The organism is Bacteroides sp. 1_1_14 (assembly GCF_000162515.1).
GTDB lineage: Bacteria > Bacteroidota > Bacteroidia > Bacteroidales > Bacteroidaceae > Bacteroides > Bacteroides thetaiotaomicron.
Genome location: NZ_GG774706.1, coordinates 226,725 through 247,639, shown reverse-complemented (window position 1 = coordinate 247,639; position 20,915 = coordinate 226,725). Strand labels below are relative to the sequence as shown.

13 protein-coding genes, 1 tRNA gene and 1 pseudogene are annotated in these 20,915 nt (G+C 42.7%); 10 read left to right on the top strand and 5 right to left on the bottom strand.

Going from position 1 to position 20,915, the window contains the following annotated elements; translation table 11 throughout:
• From HMPREF9007_RS11570 to HMPREF9007_RS11585, 4 genes are all read right to left on the bottom strand, one after another.
• Complete coding sequence (locus HMPREF9007_RS11570) at nucleotides 1-3,159, bottom strand: TonB-dependent receptor (RefSeq protein WP_008761820.1); 3,159 nt, start codon at nucleotides 3,157-3,159, stop codon at nucleotides 1-3.
• A 126-nt stretch (nucleotides 3,160-3,285) separates the two neighbouring features.
• On the bottom strand, nucleotides 3,286-5,394 hold the full coding sequence (locus HMPREF9007_RS11575) for a glycoside hydrolase family 2 TIM barrel-domain containing protein (RefSeq protein ID WP_008761819.1): 2,109 nt from the start codon (nucleotides 5,392-5,394) through the stop codon (nucleotides 3,286-3,288).
• A gap of 19 nt (nucleotides 5,395-5,413) precedes the next feature.
• Nucleotides 5,414-6,844 carry an alpha-L-fucosidase gene (locus HMPREF9007_RS11580; RefSeq protein WP_008761818.1) on the bottom strand — a complete coding sequence of 477 codons (1,431 nt, stop codon included), beginning with the start codon at nucleotides 6,842-6,844 and terminating at the stop codon, nucleotides 5,414-5,416.
• A gap of 370 nt (nucleotides 6,845-7,214) precedes the next feature.
• The gene (locus HMPREF9007_RS11585) at nucleotides 7,215-11,255 is read right to left on the bottom strand and encodes an ATP-binding protein (RefSeq protein WP_008761816.1); all 4,041 of its coding nucleotides are present in this window, start codon (nucleotides 11,253-11,255) and stop codon (nucleotides 7,215-7,217) included.
• Between the two features lie 425 nt (nucleotides 11,256-11,680).
• Between HMPREF9007_RS11585 and HMPREF9007_RS11590 the strand changes: the two genes are divergently transcribed.
• From HMPREF9007_RS11590 to HMPREF9007_RS11600, 3 genes are all read left to right on the top strand, one after another.
• Nucleotides 11,681-12,454, top strand: a complete 774-nt coding sequence (locus HMPREF9007_RS11590; RefSeq protein WP_008761815.1) for a class I SAM-dependent methyltransferase — start codon at nucleotides 11,681-11,683, stop codon at nucleotides 12,452-12,454.
• Nucleotides 12,455-12,526: 72 nt separating this feature from the next.
• Nucleotides 12,527-12,877 (top strand): AraC family transcriptional regulator, encoded by a 351-nt coding sequence (locus HMPREF9007_RS11595; protein ID WP_008761814.1) that lies wholly within the window; start codon nucleotides 12,527-12,529, stop codon nucleotides 12,875-12,877.
• 14 nt (nucleotides 12,878-12,891) lie between these two features.
• On the top strand, nucleotides 12,892-13,110 hold the full coding sequence (locus HMPREF9007_RS11600; protein WP_008761813.1) for a hypothetical protein: 219 nt from the start codon (nucleotides 12,892-12,894) through the stop codon (nucleotides 13,108-13,110).
• On the opposite strand, the gene HMPREF9007_RS11605 is transcribed toward HMPREF9007_RS11600, so the two are convergent.
• Entirely contained in the window at nucleotides 13,094-13,798 is a 705-nt protein-coding gene (locus HMPREF9007_RS11605) for an NAD-dependent deacylase (protein ID WP_008761812.1), read from the bottom strand. The two genes, HMPREF9007_RS11600 and HMPREF9007_RS11605, sit on opposite strands and share 17 nt — an antisense overlap.
• 471 nt (nucleotides 13,799-14,269) lie before the next feature.
• On the opposite strand from HMPREF9007_RS11605, the gene HMPREF9007_RS11610 reads away from it, so the two are divergent.
• From HMPREF9007_RS11610 to HMPREF9007_RS11635, 7 genes and pseudogenes are all read left to right on the top strand, one after another.
• Nucleotides 14,270-14,854 carry an FKBP-type peptidyl-prolyl cis-trans isomerase gene (locus HMPREF9007_RS11610; protein ID WP_008761811.1) on the top strand — a complete coding sequence of 195 codons (585 nt, stop codon included), beginning with the start codon at nucleotides 14,270-14,272 and terminating at the stop codon, nucleotides 14,852-14,854.
• 20 nt (nucleotides 14,855-14,874) lie between these two features.
• Nucleotides 14,875-15,750, top strand: coding sequence for an FKBP-type peptidyl-prolyl cis-trans isomerase (locus HMPREF9007_RS11615; protein WP_008761810.1), 876 nt, complete (start codon nucleotides 14,875-14,877; stop codon nucleotides 15,748-15,750).
• Nucleotides 15,751-15,910: 160 nt separating this feature from the next.
• Nucleotides 15,911-16,375 (top strand): Lrp/AsnC ligand binding domain-containing protein, encoded by a 465-nt coding sequence (locus tag HMPREF9007_RS11620; protein WP_005928359.1) that lies wholly within the window; start codon nucleotides 15,911-15,913, stop codon nucleotides 16,373-16,375.
• A gap of 4 nt (nucleotides 16,376-16,379) precedes the next feature.
• Entirely contained in the window at nucleotides 16,380-16,691 is a 312-nt protein-coding gene (locus tag HMPREF9007_RS11625; protein WP_008761809.1) for a DUF4491 family protein, read from the top strand.
• A gap of 93 nt (nucleotides 16,692-16,784) precedes the next feature.
• Nucleotides 16,785-16,858: transfer RNA gene (locus HMPREF9007_RS11630), tRNA-Ile, on the top strand.
• A 334-nt stretch (nucleotides 16,859-17,192) separates the two neighbouring features.
• Nucleotides 17,193-17,435 (top strand): annotated as a pseudogene (locus HMPREF9007_RS0125060) (hypothetical protein); the annotation flags it as partial.
• A 188-nt stretch (nucleotides 17,436-17,623) separates the two neighbouring features.
• A complete protein-coding gene (locus HMPREF9007_RS11635) occupies nucleotides 17,624-20,896 on the top strand; it encodes a TonB-dependent receptor (protein WP_008761808.1) in 3,273 nt (1,090 codons plus the stop codon).
• Nucleotides 20,897-20,915 lie beyond the last annotated feature (19 nt).

Below are 20,915 nucleotides of genomic sequence, written 5' to 3'. Positions count from 1 at the left end.
TTAGAAACTTACATTTACACCAATATTGAATACACGTTGTAACGGATAATTAAGACCATTACCTGCCAATTCCACATCCCAATCCTTGAACTTACTCAAAACAAAAAGATTGGTAGAAGACATATAGAGCCTCAGATTGGACATACCCCATTTGCTCACAATTTTTTGAGGTACTGTATATCCCAGTTCAACCAATTTCAGTCGTAAGAAGGAACCGTCTCTCATGAACCATGTACTCAGTTCTTTATTGTTGGCAACAGAAGTGGTTGACAATCTGGGCCATGTTGCATAACGATTGCGGTTACTTTCCGACCAATAGCTATTTGCAATAAATTTCACTAGTTGATTATTAGTTTTCTGCTTCATATCCGGATCTTTAAAGAATGGAGACATCTTATCATAATCAATCCAGAAAGAAGACTGCGCCGAGCCGTGGAACTGGAAATTGATGTCAAAACCTTTATAGCTAAATGTTGATCCAAAGCCATAGTTGATTTCCGGACTAGTCGGATGTCCAATAGGAACTTGATCCAATGAATTAATTACTCCATCTCCATTCATATCCCGGTATTTGATATCTCCGGCTTTATAATCACCAAACTGTACAGGAGAGTTGGCCACTTCCGCATCGTCTATAAATAGCCCTTCCGCAATGTATCCCCACTTCTGGTTGGGCGAGTAGCCTATTTTGTATTTCCACCATTCCTTATCATACGTGTTATCTTCATATTTCAGATATTCACTATGCGCATAGGTTAAGTTTCCGCGTACTATCAAGAAAGCGTTTTTGTTAAGGCTCTTTTGATATTTCAAATCAAGATCCACACCGTGTCCTTTGGTCTCGCCAATGTTAGCATATACGGCTTCCTGATATCCCATTACGGCCGGAATACTGGCTCTTTTCTGTAATATGTCAGTACGATGTTCTGTGAAATATTCAGCTATCAGGTCAAATCCGTAGAAAGAAGCTTCCAATGCGAAATTAGCTTTACGGGATTTTTCCCATCCAATGGCAGGATTAGCATAACGTGAAACATTTACGCCCGGTCTGCTATATTTGTTTTCATACCCGAAAGATGCTCCACCTGCATTCATATTCACATTAGACAGATATAAGAAACGTTCATCGACTCTGCCAATCTTATCATTTCCCACCAAACCGTATGAGGCTCTTAGTTTCAATTTCGTAATTTTTGAACTGAGCGGTTGGAAGAATGGTTCGTTCGAAATCATCCAGCCACCACCGACGGACGGAAAGAATCCCCATCTGTGTTTCTTATCAAAGCGTTCGGAAGCATTGTATCCAAAATTGAACTCCGTGAAATAGCGGTCACTATAGGCATAAGTAAAACGTCCCGACACACCCATATTTCTTGAAGGCAAGCTCTCCTGCAAAGTTTTGTAGTTTGGATTCTTACTGTCGATATACTGAGTAACGATAAGACCACCTACGGAATGATCACCGAAAGTCTGATTATAACTGGTTCTCGTTTCGATTGTCATTACATTGTTGACAGTCTTGTCACCGGGACTAAAATCAAGGTATTCCGTTCCGGAGTCAGGATTGATGTTTTCGATAGAATATTTCTCTGTCATGAAATCATAAGAACTTAAAGCATAGTAATATGGCTTATATTGTCTAGTCTGTTTATAATGTGACTTACGAGAAACGTTGAAGAAACCTTCAAATTTCAAACCTTTGGTGATAAAGTTTAAGTCCTGTGTAATACCTAATGTAGCAAGAAGAGTCGTATTCTCATATTCCTTATATCCTTTTACCAGTTCAGCATAGGGGTTGAGATAACTTCCGTCATCGCTGTTTCCAAAAAGAATGTGTTTGATATATTTATGTTGTTCATCGGTAGGATATACAGCGGGAAAAAGTACAGGATTGGACTTCATGACCATTCCGTAAACTTCTGATCCTGAATAAATAGGGCCTTCATAAGTGTCAAAGATTCCACTTAAGTTTACTCTTACCTGGGTCGTTTTTGTCACATTGATGTTGACATTAGCCCTCATCTGATAAGTCTGAAGATTGATATTGTTGTTGAAGTTGTTCTTGCCGTCTACGTTGAGCAAACCCTGGTCTTTGGTATATCGCAGAGACACGTAATACGTAGCCGAATTTCCTCCGCCACTGATGCTCATGTTGGCTCTTCCATTCCAGGTCGAGTTCTTCATTAGTTGCCTTCTCCAGTCATTTGTAGGATAAATGATAGAACCAGATCCCGGAACGGTTCTGTCTATTTTATCATCACTATACATGACAGGGGCGGAAGGATCACGTGTTAAGATGGCTTCATTATGCAATTTCATGTAAGTGACAGGGTCTGCCAACTCAATATTACTGGTCGGACGAGAATTACTTCCCTCTATTCTTACATCAAACTTAGTTTTTCCTCTCTCTCCCTCTTTTGTCTTTACTAGAACGACGCCATTAGCTCCTCTCGAACCGTAAAGGGCCGTTGCCATGGCATCTTTCATGATTGAAAAACTTTCGATATCATCGGGATTCAAACGCCCTAAGTCCGTACTTGTAGATTCAATGTTATCAATCAGAATCAAAGGACTGGTGTTAAATCCAAAAGATGCGATACCACGTACAAAGAAACTAGCATCATCATCCCCCGGCTCTCCTGATGTCTGATAAGAAATAATACCGGCTACCTGACCTGCCAATGCAGTTGTCATATTACTGCTCGGCACTCTCAGGCTCTTTGGCGAAAGTGTAGTGATAGAACCAATCACACTCTCCTTCTTTTGTGTTCCGAATGCCACAATTTCCACTGCATCCAGTTCATTTACGTTTTGTGAGAGTTGGATGGTAACGTTTGTTTTCCCTTTCAGTGGAAATTCTTGTGTGTTATATCCAATAAAGCTGACTACCAGCACATCCTTTTGAGGAGAAGCCATCAAAATAAACTTACCATCCAGATCTGTGACAGTTCCACTGGTGGGATTACTTTTAAGAGTAACATTCGCTCCAGGTATTCCTTCACCGCTCTCATCAAAGACCTGCCCGGTAATCTTAACTTTTGCATCACTTTGCTGCTGACTCTTTTCATCACCAGTCATTTTCTGTTGCCCATCTTGCGAATATGCTCCTATCGCGACAAAGCAAGCTAGCAGAAACAAATAAAACTTTTCAATTTTCATAAATTATTAGATTAGTTAATGATAAATACTTGTTTTCCATTTAAAAGAGATTCTTTCTCATTTCATTCATAGGCTTTTATATTTTAGATTCAACATTTTTCAGATTACATACAGAAACGTATCCGATTACCAACCTGCGTGCTCTTCTTTGTTTTCACTCCAATCGGCACTTCGCTTCTTTTCGCCGGTATAGTTCCATTCAATCTCGTCAGTGTATTCTTTTCCATTATATGTTGCAACGGTTTTAATTGTATTCTTACCTTGTTCCAAGGTTACATCATCCAAGACATAGTGCACATCCGTGTAGCCTTGGCGTATACCCGTCAGTTCTTTTCCATTAAGATACACTTGCGGTGTACCTATGTTAGAATAAACAGTGACGGAAGTATATTTTCGTTCGCGGTCGATGTTGCGACGCTGGGTCAGGTAGAGTACGGGATCTTTACTCCAGTTAGCTTTATACCAGTAATAGGAGTCCTTTTTGATTTTCCGGTCAAAAGTGATCAACCCCTTCAAGTTACGGGCAGGTACACCGCCACGGCTCCACATCGGTACACCAAAGTCAAACATATTCCAAAGATAAGAAGCGATGATATAGGGATGCTTTGCAATGACACTCCATTGGTATTCATGCGTCTTGGTCTGAAAAGTTTCCGGATAGAAAGACTTTCCCCAGTTCAGAGCATCACCCAGATATTCTGTCTGATGGTCCAGATTTGCATCAGCACCATATTCCGTCAACATCAGTTTCTGCCACGGGTATTTCTCCTCCAGCCCTTTTACCCAAGGCTCGATATCCTGCAACTTTTTCTCATACCATCCGAAGTAGCGGTTCATTCCCTGAATATCCGCATTTTGATTGACCGGATGCTCTGCATGGCCATAACCATTTACAGATACAGTGTAGCGGTCAGGATCCTCTGTCTTGGCCAGATTATGCAGAGTCTGTGTCAGTCCTGCCGTATATTCGTGGGGCTGGTATACTTCATTGTGCAATCCCCATACATAAATGGAAGGGTGATTGAAACTTTGACGAATCAGTTCACGAAGCTGAGACTGTGCATTTTCGGCTTCATATCCTGTCACCCGATTCACAAAAGGAATCTCTGCCCAGATGACCAATCCCAAAGAATCGCAACGGGAATACAGGTAATCCGACTGTTGATAGTGGGCGAAACGGACAGTAGTCGCTCCGATATCCATAATCTGAGCCAAGTCGAAATCATGTTCTTTGTTGGTAAGCGCACTACCCAATCCCCACCAATCCTGATGACGGGTTACCCCATACATCGGGTATTTCTCACCATTCAAGTAGAAACCTTTGCCTGGCACAATCTCATATCTACGAACACCCAATGGCTGTACCACCTCATCAATTACTTTTCCGTCCGCCAGTAAGCGGGAAATAACCTTATATAAATAAGGGTCCTTACGTCCCTGCCACAGATGCGGTTTATTCAGTTTGAAGGTAGAAATGTAAGTCTGTGTTCCCTGCGGAGTGAGTACCAAAGGAAGGCGATGGGAAGTGACCTTCTTGCCATTCTGCGTATAAATGGTATTTTCGAGTACCAAGTCAGCAGGAGTAAGACTTCCATTGTCCAGCTTCACTTTCACTGTGATATCGGCAGAGCGTTTCGATACATTCCTTTGAGTAATATATACACCCGGAGAGGCACAATCGGTAACTGTAATGTTATTCTGTTCAGTAATAATCAGCCATACCGGACGATAGATACCTCCGTAAACCCCAAAAAGATTGTGATTTACCGGAATCACATCAGGACGTGAAGCATTATCCGCCTTTACCATTATCTCATTCTCAGCTCCCAGTTTCAATGCGGTTCCAATTTCAAAAGCAAAGGCGCTGTATGCTCCCCGGTGCATTCCGACAAGTTTACCGTTGACATACACTTCTGTGTTGGCGCCCACACCTTCAAAGCGAAGAAATACACGCTTCCCTTTCAACTCATTGCCAAAGAATTGTGTTTTCCTGTAATAACCAACTCCTTCATAGAAAGCATCAGCTTTTACCTGCATATCTTTAGCGTTCCAGGTATGAGGCAAGTTTACAGTTTCCCAGTCCGCATTCCATTGAGCAGCGACCTTCACCGGGTCCTGTGAAAAAGGCCCGCGTTTGAATAGCCATCCTTCATTGAAAGAGGTCACTTCCCGGGCAGAGAGTGAAAGAATCTGCCCGATAAGCGCTGATAAAATGAGTATATATTTAAACTTCATAGAATCGTTTCTTTATCATTTATGTTAAAGCATCTCGATAAATACTTTTTGTTCCTTTGGCTGCACGAACTTTAAGCTGAATTACATAAGGTTCACCCGGATTCTTTTTAGGAACAGATACGTTATATTCATTGCGGGTTGTCTCAACAACAGTGATATCTTCACCGGTAGTCAGCAAAGTGGCTTTTTCTACTGTAATGCCTTTCGGAGTCTTTACAATCAACCGTTCACTATAAGGCTGATTGAATACTACCATATAAACTTCATCGTTTTTACCATGTGTATAATATCCCCAGTCTTGTTTTTCAAATCCGGCATAATCGCAAGCATAAACAGCTTTTCCGTAACGATTCATCCACTTACCAATCGCTGTAGCCATTGCTTTCTCTTCGGGACGGAAATCACCATCTGCCTGAGGCCCGAAGTTGACAACCATGTTGCCACCCATCGAAACAGCGTGTACAATGCGGTCAATGACCTCAATCGGAGTTTTCACATAGCTCAATGACCAGTCTTTGTGATATCCCCATTGATTTTCGGGTATAGTCATACAGGCTTCCCAGTCCCACTGTGTAACTTTGAGATCTTTCACCGGATCGGGCAAGCGGCGTTCGTAACCGGATTCGTAGTCACCCATCAGACGACCATTGCTATCAAAATGACGCTTTCCTTTGTCATCAGCACGCAAGCGGCTATTGATGGCAACACCCGGAACGAGTTCCTTCAACATTTGCTCTGCATGAGCTGTCCACCAACCATTCTTTTTAATGCTGGCATCCCACGTACCATCAAACCAGAAATCTTTAACGGTCGGGTAACGTGTTGCCAGTTCTTTCAGTTGATTGTCGGTAAATTCAAGGAAACGGCTGAAGGCGATGCTATCTTCTTTTGATTTTATATCATAACGATAATCCGGATTACTCCAGTCCATCACTGAGAAATAGAAGTGTACATCAATTCCTTCGTCATTATAGGCTTTCACCAACTCGCCTAATATATCACGCTTATACGGGGTATTTGCTACAGTATATTTAGTATACTTACTAGGCCACAGACAGAAACCTTCATGATGTTTCGTTGTAATCTTGACATACTTAGTACCCATTTCTTTGGCCATCTTTGCCCATTTCTTTGCATCGAATTTCGTAGGGTTCCATTGGTCCATCAGTTTCAGCCATTCATCAGCAGGTACTTTTGCCCAGCTTTTCAGCCATTCGGCAGCTCCGCCATATACTTTTCCGTTCCATTCTCCCCCGGGGATAGCATACAGTCCCCAGTGGATGAAAGCACCCAGACGGTTGTCACGGAACTTCTGCATGGCAGGGTCTTGCCGTTTACCTTCATTCGTAGCTCCATATTTCAAAGGAATTTCCTTCTTTGCTTCTTGAGCAAACGTTACAGAACTGACAGTAATCAATAATAAGAGTAATGTTATTAATCTGCTTTTCATGCGATAAATTATTGTGTTTTTCATACTTATTTTATTGTCTTTGATTCTATGTATTAAAACAGAATGAAAGCATTGCAAAAATAGGAGACCTATATGACATCCATAAACACAAATTTTGCAAAAAGAACATTTCTGCATCCACATGGAAGATTTGGTCACCTATAATGGAAGATTTGGATACATCGCCCTTCTTTTTCTGCACAAATGATGTTATCCAACGTATAGCAACCTATAGGCAGACATTGGGGGGATTAATACCTGGTTTGTCAGGTATTAACAGCTGACATATCAGGTATTAACAACTGAATTGTCGGATATTAATAGCTGATATGCCGGATATTAATACTTGAGAAGTCAGGTAATGACACAGCTATTCCTTTTTACTCCTGACTCCTTGCGGAGCAATCCCGAAGAAGGCTTTAAAGGATTTGCTGAAATAACGGGGAGAAGAAAAGCCGAGCCGAACGGAAATCTCTGTTATATTTAGTTCCGGATGCTCTGTCAGCAAAGACATAGCTTCATCCAGCTTCACTTTCAAGATGAACTCATTCGGAGTCAACCCGGTCATTTGTTTAAACTGCATATATAATTTGCTGCGTCCCATACACAATTCTGAAGCAAGCGCAGTAACATCAAAATCAGGGTTCTCAAAATTCTCCCTGACAATATTTACACATTTCGTCAGCAGTTCTTTATCTTTCTCGTTAATAGCTTCCGCTACAGGAGATTCCGTAATGACCTTACCCGCATAATGTGCAATCAGACGTTTCTTGTTTTTTATCAAGTTATTGCAACGGGCCACCAATACCTTTATATTGAACGGCTTCGTTATATAATCATCCGCTCCGAACATCAAACCTTCTACAACATATTCCACAGAAGTCTGTGCTGTCAACAGAACGACAGAAATATGAGAAAGCTCTACATTAGTCTTGATTTTATAACACAAGTCCTTGCCTGACATCTCAGGCATAATCACATCACTTACTATCAGGTCCGGTTGTATCTGTTGCGCCATCTCCAGTCCTTCGCGTCCATTACACGCAGTATATACATTATACATCGGTAAGAATATATCTTCCAGCATGGACAATAGTTCGGTATTATCATCTACCAAAAGAATCGTAGGCTTATCTTCTTCATCTATATTTTTCTGCAATTCAGGTTCTTTTATCTCTTCCGCCATCAACTGTCCATAAGAAGATACAGAAGTTTCCGGAATAATCAGTGACTCCCGACCTTCCGTCACAGCCATCTCTTCATCACTGAAATGTCGGTTTCCTAAAGGCAGAGACAAGATAAACTTAGTACCCTCACCAACAGTACTTTCTACCTCAATCTTTCCATGATGCATATTCATAATTCCTTTTGCCAACGCCAATCCGATGCCTGTCCCCAAAGTAAAAGAGGAGGAAGAAGAGGCATTCTCCGTCTGATAGAACCGGTCGAATATCTTCGAAATATGTTCAACCGGAATCCCAATACCCGTATCACACACTGAAACTACGGCCTGTGAAGCAACTTTCCTTACTTCTACAGTTATATTTCCCTTATTGGATGTATACTTAAAAGCATTCGACAATAAATTAAAAATCACTTTCTGTAACTGTATTGGGTCAAACCAGACAGAAATCGTTTCTTCTACAGAATCAAAGCGATATGTGATCTCCTTTTTTTGTGCATATTCATAAAAACACATATAAATCTGACGAGTAAAAGTAACCAAATTCTGTTCTTCGACCCTGAGTTTCAAATAACCCTGCTCCTGTTTGCGAAAATCGAGCAACTCGGAGATCAAATTCCGCATATGCCAGGCGTTTTTATATATACGCTGAATACGATTATAAACGGTTGTGCCCAAATCCATTTGCATCAATACTTCAATTTGCCCCAGAATAAGCGTTAATGGAGTACGAAATTCATGAGAAATATTAGTAAAGAAGCGCAATTTTACCTGATTGAGTTCTTCAATCCTCTCTTTTTCTTTTCGCTCAAACTCCAATGAAGACCTCAGAGCCGCCTGCCGTGTTTTAAAACGAACAAATGCGACCATCAATGCAGTCAGACAAAGGACATAAAACAGATATGCCCATATGGTAGCATAAAAAGGAGCGGAAACATGTATATTCAAGCAGATTGCATCTTTCAAACTCTCCTTATTTTCCATCGAACGGACTTTGAGCGTATAGTCTCCGGGAGGCAGATTGGTGTAAGTAACCGTAGTGCCCGAAGTCTGGGTCCACACCTTATCGAAGCCATCCAGATAATATTCAAACAAACGATTACGGTCACTATTATAATTAAAAGTAGCAAATTCCACTGTTACGTTATTCTGCTGATAGCTTAAAAAGATATCCGACGTTTTCGCCAATATCTCAGTCAGGATGCCGGACTCATCACCAGGAGCTATTTCGTCATTGAAAATAAACAATTTATCAAAATTCAAGAAGCTTTTGACCTGAGATTCATAAAAGGACCGCTCTTGAAACATAGCCAATCCATTGGTACCACTGATATAAATAATCCCATTTTTGCTTCGATATAAAGCGGACCCCAAATTATAAGTCTGACGAAACAAGTGATAAGTCTCTTCTGTAACCTCTTTTTCACGATCAAAGATAGAAAGCCCTTTCCCATGCAAAACAAGCAGACAATTATCCCTGGCAGACTCGCAGATATAATAACAATAATTACTCGGAAGTACTCCATTGGTAGTTCCGTAAGACTTGAAAGTATCCTGTTTCTCCTGATACTTGAATATCCCCGCACCAATTGTACTAAAATAAATATCTCCTTTATTATCTTCAAAAATATGCACGGTTTTGTATCTTCCTACCGTCAACGTGTCTTTCTCGCTATCCGCCAAATATTGAGTCACTTTTGAAGAAGATAAATTGACGCACACTATCCCTCCGCCACCAACAGCAAGCCACATACGCTGCCGGCTATCGATCAGAAACGTTTCAAAAGCATATTCCCGACTGATCAATTTCTGGACAGACGGATCATCCGTAAGCGGTGAGAATTTCTCGGTCACCGGATCAAAAAACACCGGACCACCTTGTGTCAACATCGCAATGCCATCCTTATACTCCTGAATATCGTTCACAATCTCATGAGGCAACGAGGCAGGGTCACCGGTAACATGATGGAGAGTGTGTCCCTTGTTCGATTTTAAATCCAGAACGAACAATCCTCCTAAATGAGTCCCCGCATACAATCGATTGTTCTCCTTTCTATAAAAAACCGACTTGACATTATTACTCCCTAATGTACCTTGATCTCCTTTTTGATACATATATCGGGAGAAAACGCCAGTATCCCCATGATAACAATTCAGCCCTCCACCTTCAGTACAGATCCACACATTTCCTGCACTATCTTCAGTCATTTTACCGACTACCGGAAAGCTGAGGCAGTCTTCACGTAAAGGTTCGGCACAATAAAAGCTATGATTATTCTTATCGGGATTGAATACATTCACTCCTCCATAATAAGTCCCGACCCAAATATTACCTTGCATATCTTTATGAAGAGAGAGAATAGAAGTATGGCTTAAAGAATTCGAAGAACTTCCATAACGCGTATAATGACTCCACGTATCAGTAATCGGATCGTAACAATCGATTCCCTTGAACGTACCTACCCAAATATGCTTAAAATCATCTTCCAGCACGCATCGGACCTGATTATCGGATAATTCCCCCATTCCCGAATGACTAACATAAGCGGTTGTCTCCCGATCGGGAGAAACACGGTATAATCCGTTCCAGGCTCCCACCCATATATTTCCGGAACTATCACCCAAAATACAATTACCCTTATCAAGGGTAAGTAAAATCTCTTGCCGAAGAGGGTCTTCACGTGATATTGCGACCAAGTATTTTCTGGTAACCACCCATACAGTCTCTCTGTCTACATAGAGTGCTCTTCCCACAAAACCTTTCTGCACACGAGCAAAGAACGTCAGCTCTGTACCCTGTCCCGTATAATAATAAATGCCGTCTGCACAACTCACCCAAAGTGTATCTTTCTTACAAAACAGTCCATACACACCTTTCTGTCGCAGACAAGTGAATTGCTCCGTATAAATATCCAGTTTAATCAGATCGTTTCCCGAACGAATATACATTCTTCCGTTCTTATCTCCACATAATTCGTTAATCTCATTATTAGTCAGTCCATGATTACTTTCCGAAGGCTGGAATACTTTTACATCCTTACCGTTGTATCTATTCAGTCCCTCAGTAGTTCCCAGCCAGACTGCCCCTAACTCATCCTGATAAATTGATGGGATACACACCTGAGATAATCCATCAGATACTCCCAAATGCTTAAAATAATGATTAGTGGCTTCCGCCACCACCATAGATAAAAGACTTAAGAGAAAGGTTATTGTTCTTCGCCACATTTTACACATAATTATATTGCGGGTAGCAAAAATACAAAAAAAACATAATTATTGGTTAAGAATCTCTTTAATTTATACCCTTCCAGCCGAAATGCAGTTTATTCATTTGACGATTCTTGCTAAAATACAGTCCCACAGTATTTTTTCAAGGAAAAATCAATGGTGTTTTTAGGTTAAAACCATATCTTTGCCACAAACTAAAAAGAATAATTGGATGTTAATCACATTTACATTCCGCAAGGATCTCGTTCTGTAAATAATCTGTAAGTCTTCCTCTCATTACAGATTATCCCTTACATTTTCTCCGGCATATTCATGTCAGAGTTGATTTCTATTTTCTAAAAAATAACAACTATTGTAGGCTCAAATGGTTTTATGCATCCCCGTATGCCTCCATTTGACGTACACCTAAAACATTAAAAGCAATGAGTAACAATAATACATCTATACATGATTTCGATTTCTCTTTCATATGTAACTACTTCAAGCTGCTGAAACGTCAAGGTCCCGGAAGTCCGGAAGCCACACGCAAAGCTGTAAGTTTCATCAACGAACTGACCGATGATGCTAAGATTGCCGATATCGGCTGCGGCACAGGCGGTCAGACACTGTTTCTGGCTGACTACGTGAAAGGACAGATTACGGGCATAGACCTCTTTCCCGATTTTATCGAAATATTCAATGAGAATGCGGTGAAAGCCAATTGCGCTGACAGAGTAAAAGGAATCACCGGATCAATGGACAATCTCCCGTTTCAGAACGAGGAACTCGACCTGATCTGGTCGGAAGGAGCAATCTACAATATAGGATTCGAACGTGGGATGAACGAATGGAACAAATACCTGAAAAAAGGCGGTTTCATCGCAGTGAGCGAAGCATCCTGGTTCACTTCGGAACGCCCTGCGGAAATAGAAGACTTCTGGATGGACGCCTATCCGGAAATCAGCGTGATCCCGACATGTATTGACAAGATGGAAAGGGCCGGATATACTCCGATAGCCCATTTCATCCTACCGGAGAACTGCTGGACAGAACATTATTTTGCCCCACAAGATGAAGTACGGGAGACATTCATGAAAGAACACGCGGGAAATAAAACTGCAATGGATTTCATGAAAGGTCAGCAGTACGAACGAAGTCTGTATAGTAAATATAAAGATTACTATGGCTACGTATTCTATATAGGACAAAAAAGATAATCATTATCTGCCGGAGAAGTTGGCAAGATAGGACAACTCTCCGGCTCTTATTATTCTTTATTTTGCATTAAAATGGAAACGAAAGAAATAAATAGGCAGGAATATAAATTACGGATCGACAAAGTGACCGAATATATTCATCAAAACATAGACCAACCTCTATCATTGCATAAGATGGCAGGAATCGCGTGCTTTTCTCCTTTCCACTTTCATCGCGTTTTCACGTTTCTGACGGGCGAAACACCAACGGAATACATCAAACGCACCCGGATTGAAAAAGCAGCGCTGCTACTACAGAATGACAGGCAACTGTCTGCGACCGAAATTGCCGGTCGTTGTGGTTTCAGCAGTTTATCACTCCTCAGCCGCAACTTTAAACAACATTTCAATATCACTATCCGTGAATTTCGTTCACAGGAATAAACACCTAAAAAGACATGGAAAATCAGATTCTAATTTTTCGGACCTCCATCACGAAGAGACGCGACATCAAGCTCGTCGGAAGTCTCCTGGCAAAGTTCCCGCAAATCACCCGATGGAATGTAGATTTCGAGGACTGGGAGAAGGTATTAAGAATCGAGTGCAGCAATATCACCGCACTCGAGATTTCGGAAACACTCCGGAATAGTCATATCTTTGCTACGGAGCTGGAATAAGCAGTTGTTTCAGTTCCTCCACCCCTTCAGAAGCTCCTTTCCGAAGGACATGTATCGAACGGGAAGTATGTGTATCCACCGGCTTCGGGTCTATCAGATACACCTCTGCTCCTCTCGGTACATAATGCAGCAAACCTGCCGCAGGATATACATTGAGCGATGTGCCGATGATAACGAATATATCCGCCTTTTCTACATATCGGACAGCTGTCTCAATCTCCGGCACCGCCTCTCCGAACCAGACAATAAAAGGACGCAACTGAGTTCCGTCACCAGCCTTATCCCCCATTTTCACTTCATACTCTTCCGGCTTCAGTTCCTTTATATAATGAGGGTTATACGGGTCTCTGCTGGAACAGACCTTTGTCAACTCACCATGCAAGTGAATGATATGGCTGCTTCCTGCCCGTTCGTGCAGATTATCTACATTCTGTGTGATAACCGTCACATTGAAATTCTTTTCCAGCTCCGCCAGCAGTTCATGTCCGCGATTCGGCTTCACTTCCAGCAATTGTTTCCTTCGTGCATTATAGAAGTTAATCACCAATGCAGGATCACGCTGGTATCCTTCGGGAGTAGCTACCTGCTCCACAGGATATTTATCCCACAAACCGCCCGCATCACGAAATGTGCTGATTCCACTTTCGGCACTCATGCCCGCACCTGTCAATACTACCAGATTCTTCATAACCGCTCCTCCTTATTATTAAAAGATATACAAATGTAATCAGAATCATTGAATAAAGGAAAACTTCCGCCCGCATAATCTAATCAGACAGATACAAGAATTTAATGCTGCCCATACGAAGGCTTACTGCCGGTCATGCGAAAAACTATTCGTCTGACAGATGTGTTTCTTTCGTCTGACAGTTGTCAGACGAAAAATCAACAGTTGTCAGACGCAAGTTCAACAGCTGTCAGACGAATAAATTCCAGCATAAACGAACTTAAACAGTAAGAACACAAAGATTAAATCTTAGGAATGAAGGAATTAATTCCTTAAAGAAAAGAGACTAACTTTCACGGATATAAGAATTTTTAAATACTAAATGCTAAATCATTCAAATAAAACGTGTACTTTTGCGATTCATAAATTTGCAATTGATTGAAAGCTAAAACCATGAAGGTGACATGCTTCAATCTTCAACAAAAACATTATATGGATAAATTCAGTTACGCTATTGGCCTCGGAATCGGTCAAAACTTATTAAGCATGGGTGCAAAAGGCATCGCCGTAGATGACTTTGCACAAGCAATTAAAGATGTATTGGAAGGTAATCAGACGGCTATCAGCCATCAGGAAGCCCGCGAAATAGTGAACAAGTATTTCGAAGAACTGGAAGCTAAGATGGGCGCTGCCGCCATCGAACAAGGAAAAGCTTTCCTCGAAGAAAATAAGAAAAAGCCGGGCGTGGTTACGCTGCCCAGCGGACTGCAATACGAAGTGATCAACGAAGGCACAGGCAAAAAAGCGAAAGCTACCGATCAGGTAAAATGCCACTACGAAGGCACACTGATCGACGGTACACTGTTCGACAGCTCTATCAAGCGCGGAGAACCGGCTGTATTCGGCGTCAATCAGGTAATCCCGGGATGGGTGGAAGCATTGCAACTGATGCCCGAAGGTTCCAAATGGAAACTCTATATTCCGTCCGACCTTGCTTATGGCGCCAGAGGTGCCGGAGAAATGATTCCTCCCCACAGCACATTGGTATTTGAAGTAGAATTACTCGAAGTATTATAAATAAAAAATTTCAAAGCAAAATGAAAAAAGTTAGTATTTTTATGGCAATCGCCGCTGCTGCAAGTCTTGCTTCTTGTACAGCTCAAGCTCCTAAAGCAAATCTGAAAACAGACATCGACTCACTGTCTTACTCTATCGGTATGGCTCAGACTCAAGGTCTGAAAGGCTATCTGACAGGTCGTCTGGACGTTGATACTGCTTACATGGCAGAATTCATCAAAGGTTTGAACGAAGGTGCAAACAAGACCAGCAAGAAAGACATCGCTTACATGGCAGGTCTTCAGATCGGTCAGCAGATCAGCAACCAGATGATGAAAGGTATCAACCAGGAACTGTTCGCTGGTGACTCTACCAAAACGATCAGCAAAGACAACTTCATGGCTGGTTTCATCGCAGGTACACTGGAAAAAGGTGGCGTGATGACTATGGAAGCTGCTCAGGAATATACTCGCACAGCTATGGAAACTATCAAAGCGAAAGCTATGGAAGAAAAATACGCTGACAATAAAGCTGCCGGTGAAAAATTCCTTGCTGAAAACAAAACAAAAGAAGGTGTGAAAACTACTGAAAGCGGATTGCAGTACAAAGTAATCACTGAAGGTAAAGGTGAAATCCCTGCTGACACTTGCAAAGTGAAAGTGAACTATAAAGGTACTTTGATCGACGGTACAGAATTCGACAGCTCTTACAAACGTAACGAGCCTGCTACTTTCCGTGCCAACCAAGTAATCAAAGGCTGGACAGAAGCTCTGACTATGATGCCTGTAGGTTCTAAATGGGAACTTTACATCCCGCAAGAACTCGCTTACGGTTCAAGAGAATCAGGACAGATCAAACCGTTCTCTACTCTGATTTTCGAAGTTGAGTTGGTAGGTATCGAAAAAGATAAGAAATAAGAAAGTATCTTTCTAAATAGAAAAAGGAAAGGGGTGCAAAGTCTTTGCACTCCTTTTTTTTGCTTTTTCCTATTTTTTTTCCCGTAAAAGAAGAATAATTAAAATAAATCTCTATATTTGCTTACTATTTGATAACAACAGGAAATTATAATTTATTATTATGGAAAAAATAGACAACCTCGACAGGCAGATTCTAGAGATTATTTCACAGAATGCCCGCATCCCTTTCAAAGACGTAGCAGCCGAATGCGGAGTGTCACGTGCAGCTATCCATCAACGCGTACAAAGACTGATTGACTTGGGCGTCATCGTAGGCTCAGGCTATCACGTAAACCCGAAATCACTAGGTTACAGAACTTGTACATACGTGGGAATCAAACTGGAAAAAGGTTCTATGTACAAATCAGTGGTGGCCGAGTTGCAAAAGATTCCGGAAATTGTGGAATGTCATTTCACTACCGGTCCTTATACCATGCTGACCAAACTCTACGCATGCGACAACGAACATCTGATGGACTTGCTGAATAACAAAATGCAAGAAATACCGGGTGTGGTTGCTACAGAAACACTGATTTCTCTGGAACAGAGTATCAAAAAAGAAATTCCTATCCGCGTAGAAAAATAACAGAATGGAATTCCTGAATGAATATCACCTTGCCGGGTTATTTATCGGAATTTGTACCTTTTTGATTATCGGCCTTTTTCACCCTGTCGTGGTAAAGGCCGAATATTATTGGGGTACCAAATGCTGGTGGATATTCCTGATACTAGGCATGGCAGGCGTCGCGGCATCACTGAGCGTCGACAATGTCATTCTGTCTTCTCTGTTAGGGGTATTTGCCTTCTCCTCGTTTTGGACCATCAAAGAGGTCTTTGAGCAGGAAGACCGGGTGAAAAAAGGCTGGTTCCCCAAGAACCCGAAACGCAAATATAAGTTCTGAGAAGAGAAAGTATTGTAGTTTTTTATTGTTAGGACTTGCATATTTCAATAGAAAATACTACTTTTGTCACCGCATCCAGTAAACGGATACACCGGACTTGTAGCTCAGTTGGTTAGAGCAACAGACTCATAATCTGGAGGTCCTAGGTTCAAGCCCTAGCTGGTCCACTTTAAGAATCAAGCACTTACAGAGTTTCTGTAGGTGCTTTTTCTTTTATCGGTGACCTTCAGGTGACCTTTTTGAAGCGAAACTATGTAGTGGTGACCTTTTGAAATTTCATGGGATTACAGAGAATTTTTATCCTATTGCGGACTTGATATTGCGAAACATGATGCACACTTCAAGTTGAAAACAGGATTTCCCATTAAATATATTTGTAAGCCGTTGGAAACAAAGAATATATACGTGCAGGCTTATGCGTATATACGTGTAGACTTGTGTCACCGTAATGTACAATCCCTGAATTTTGAGCAGATATCGACGGCAAAAGTGCATCCGGCTTCTACGATCGAAAAGTATTGTGGCAGTTGGGAGATGTCTCTTTTCGGAAAGGGACTGAAGTAAGGGGAAGGGTTTCACTCCGGACGTTTTGATTTTTGCGACTATGATGGTACGCTATGGTGCGAACCACGCGAAAACGGTGATATGACAGCAGGATTCATCAAGGAATACCGGAATTGTGTCAATGGTTACTACTACTCGCTTATCAACGATGAATACATGATAGACTACGACGTTGACTGAATGGTATGTAATCTCATCAGTGTTTTAAGGAAACATTTTTTAACTAAAACATTTCAATGTTTGATTGCTTTTTTAAATATTACTTAGCACTTGTTTTTAAAATATTATTTATATTTGCACAATCGATTGAAATTACAACTTGTAATTTACAATTGACACCTTAATTTTAACCTTATAATAATACTATTATGTTAATCAGACGCAAAAAAGTAGGAGTCCTATTACTCTTGGTTGCATTTTCGGTAGGCACGGCAAATGCAACTTCTGAAAGGCAAACCGATGAGGTAAGAATCACTCAGCAAAGTGGTACTTGTCAAGGTATTGTAAAAGACGCGTTGGGCGAAACTGTCATTGGCGCATCAGTGGTGGTAAAAGGAACTACCAATGGTACCATTACGGGCATTGATGGCAATTTCATCTTATCTAATGTCAGAAAGGGAGATGTGATTCAAATCTCGTTTGTGGGCTACATTACCCAAGAGATTGTGTATAATGGAAAGCCGCTCAATGTTATCCTGAAAGATGATACTCAAGCACTCGAAGAAGTGGTGGTGGTAGGTTACGGCACACAGAAGAAGGTGAACCTGACCGGTGCAGTGGCTGCTGTGGATGGCAATGTGCTCGAAAGCCGCCCGTTGACCAACATCGGACAGGGTTTGCAGGGCGTGGTACCAAACCTCAATGTATCCGTATCAGGTGCGCCGGGTGCTGGTTCCAGTTTCAACGTGCGTGGTAACACCTCCATCAACGGCGGCTCGCCGCTGGTATTGGTGGACAACGTGCAGATGGACCCCAACTTGGTAAACCCCGAAGATATTGCTTCCATTTCGGTATTGAAGGATGCCGCTTCGGCTGCCATCTATGGCGCACGTGCCGCCTATGGAGTTATCTTGATTACCACCAAGAACGGCAAAAAAGGTGCCAAACCCCAGATTTCGTTCAATGCTAGCGGTTATTGGTCGAGTCCGGCAGTAAGGGTGGATGGCGTAACCTCCATCGAGTACCTGACCATGCGCGACGATGCTTTCCATAACTCGGGTGGTTCGGGTTCTATGGCCAGTCCGCAATTGTGGCAGTATGCACAAGCCTACTTGGATGGTACTTATAAATATACCGAGTTCTTCGATGAGTCGCTCGACGCTAGTCAATGGCAGTATTGCGGCAGCACAAACTGGTTCGACGAGTTGTACAAGACTAACTTCTCACAACAATACAACATCTCGATGAACGGTGGTACCGAAAAAACCACTTACTATGTTTCTATGGGCTTCGCCGATCAAAAGGGTATTTTGGCCATGACCGACGATAGCTACAAGAAGTACAACGTCAACTTGAACCTCTCCTCACAGGTTACTGACTGGCTGAAGGTATCGGCCAAGGTAATGCATACTTATACCAAGGAGAACCATCCCACGGGTAGTGGCAATGCTGGAGTAGGCGGTTACGGCGGTATGTTAAAGGCTGACTTGAGCCCGCTGATGCCTATCACTCACTCACACACTGGCCGACTGGTGCGCAAACCCGGTGCAGCACCCATTAACGATCCCAACATGGGTATCGTGACCAGCGGCGGACTGGAGTATGTAGAGGAAAACCGCACCGACTATTATGCTGGTCAGGGTGGCTACACCAACCCTTTCTCTGTATCGCGCCTTGGAGGTACCACACAGACCAAGAAGAATGACTTGTGGATAACCGGTGCCGTACAGATTACTCCCCTCGAAGGACTGGTGATCAATGCCGACTACACGTTCAATTTCTATAATCGTGGCGATCAGGCCGTGGGTAAGAACTACTACGAATACCGCGCCGTGGCCGGTACTGAGCTCTACTACCCATGGACCAACCCCAGCTATGCACAATATAGCAACAATGAGGACTACTACAACTCGCTCAACCTGTTTGCCGAATACACCAAGCGGCTGTGGAACAAGCACAACTTCAAGGTGATGGTGGGGTATAACCAAGAATACAAGCATATGAAGTCGTTTTACGCCTATCGCAACAAACTCATTTCCACGTCTATCCCCGACCTTGACTTAGCTACTGGCGATGACAAGAACATGGGTTCGTCCGAGCCCCATTGGGGCACACAGGGCTATTTTGTACGCTTCAACTATAACTACGACGAACGCTACCTGTTCGAATTCAACGGCCGTTACGACGGTTCTTCGAAGTTCCCGAAAAGCGACCGCTTCGGCTTCTTCCCCTCGTTCTCAGTGGCATGGCGCGTGGCTCAAGAGAAATTCTGGGAACCGATGACCAACTGGTGGAACGACCTGAAAGTACGCGTGTCCTATGGTTCGCTGGGTAACCAGGCCGTGGGCAGCGATGTCTATTTCCCCTATTTGGCCACTTACGGCACCGGTAGCTTGGGTTATCTGTTGAATGGTAGCAAGCCTCAGATTGTGAATCCTTACGGTACACTGGTACCCGGTTCACTGACTTGGGAAACCGTGAATCAAGTGAACGTGGGTGTGGATTTCGGTTTGTTCAACAACCGACTCACCGGTTCATTCGACTGGTATCGCCGTGACACTAAGGATATGCTGACTCCGGCCAACGAACTGCCTTCCGTATTGGGAGCTTCCCTGGGTAAGGTGAACAACGGTTCGATGAAAACCGTAGGTTGGGAACTCTCGTTGGGCTGGCAGGACCGCCTCGAAAATGGATTCTCCTACTGGACTAAATTAGCCCTGTCTGACTATCAGTCGGAGATTACCGAATACAACGGCAACAAGGCTGGCAAGATTTCCGACTACTACGTAGGCCGCAAAATTGGTGAAATCTGGGGCTTGGTGGCCGACGGACTCTTCCAGACACAAGAAGAAGTAGACAATTACCTGTCACAAACCGGACTGCAGGCTACCGACTACGGACCTGGTGATGTGAAGTACGTCGACGTGAGCGGCGATGGCAAGCTGGCCTGGGGACAGGAAACTATCTACGACAAGGAAGGTACCGACAAGACCATCATCGGTAATGATACTCCACGCTATCAGTTTGGCGTGACATTAGGTGCCGAATACAAAAATTTCGACCTCGAAGTATTCTTCCAAGGTATCGGCAAGCGCGATTTATTCATAAACGACGGACAGTTCTGGAGTCTTAACAACAACCAATGGCAAACCCCCAACAAACCTCAATTGGACTACTGGACACCGGAGAACACCGATGCGTACTATCCCGCTCCCAACTGGAACAAATGGGTGAACCGCGAGAAAAGCACACGTTATATGCAGGACGGTTCCTACTTGCGCATGAAGAATATCACTTTGGGATACAACCTGCCTAAAAGCGTACTGGCCAAGTTGGGACTCACCAAACTGAGACTCTATGTAACCGGTGAAAACCTGTTTACGTTCACCGACCTGATGGACGGTTATGATCCTGAAACGATAAACAGCCTAACCTATCCCATTACCAAGAAGGTGGCTTTGGGTTTGAACTTGACTTTCTAATCACTTAAAAAATGAGAAT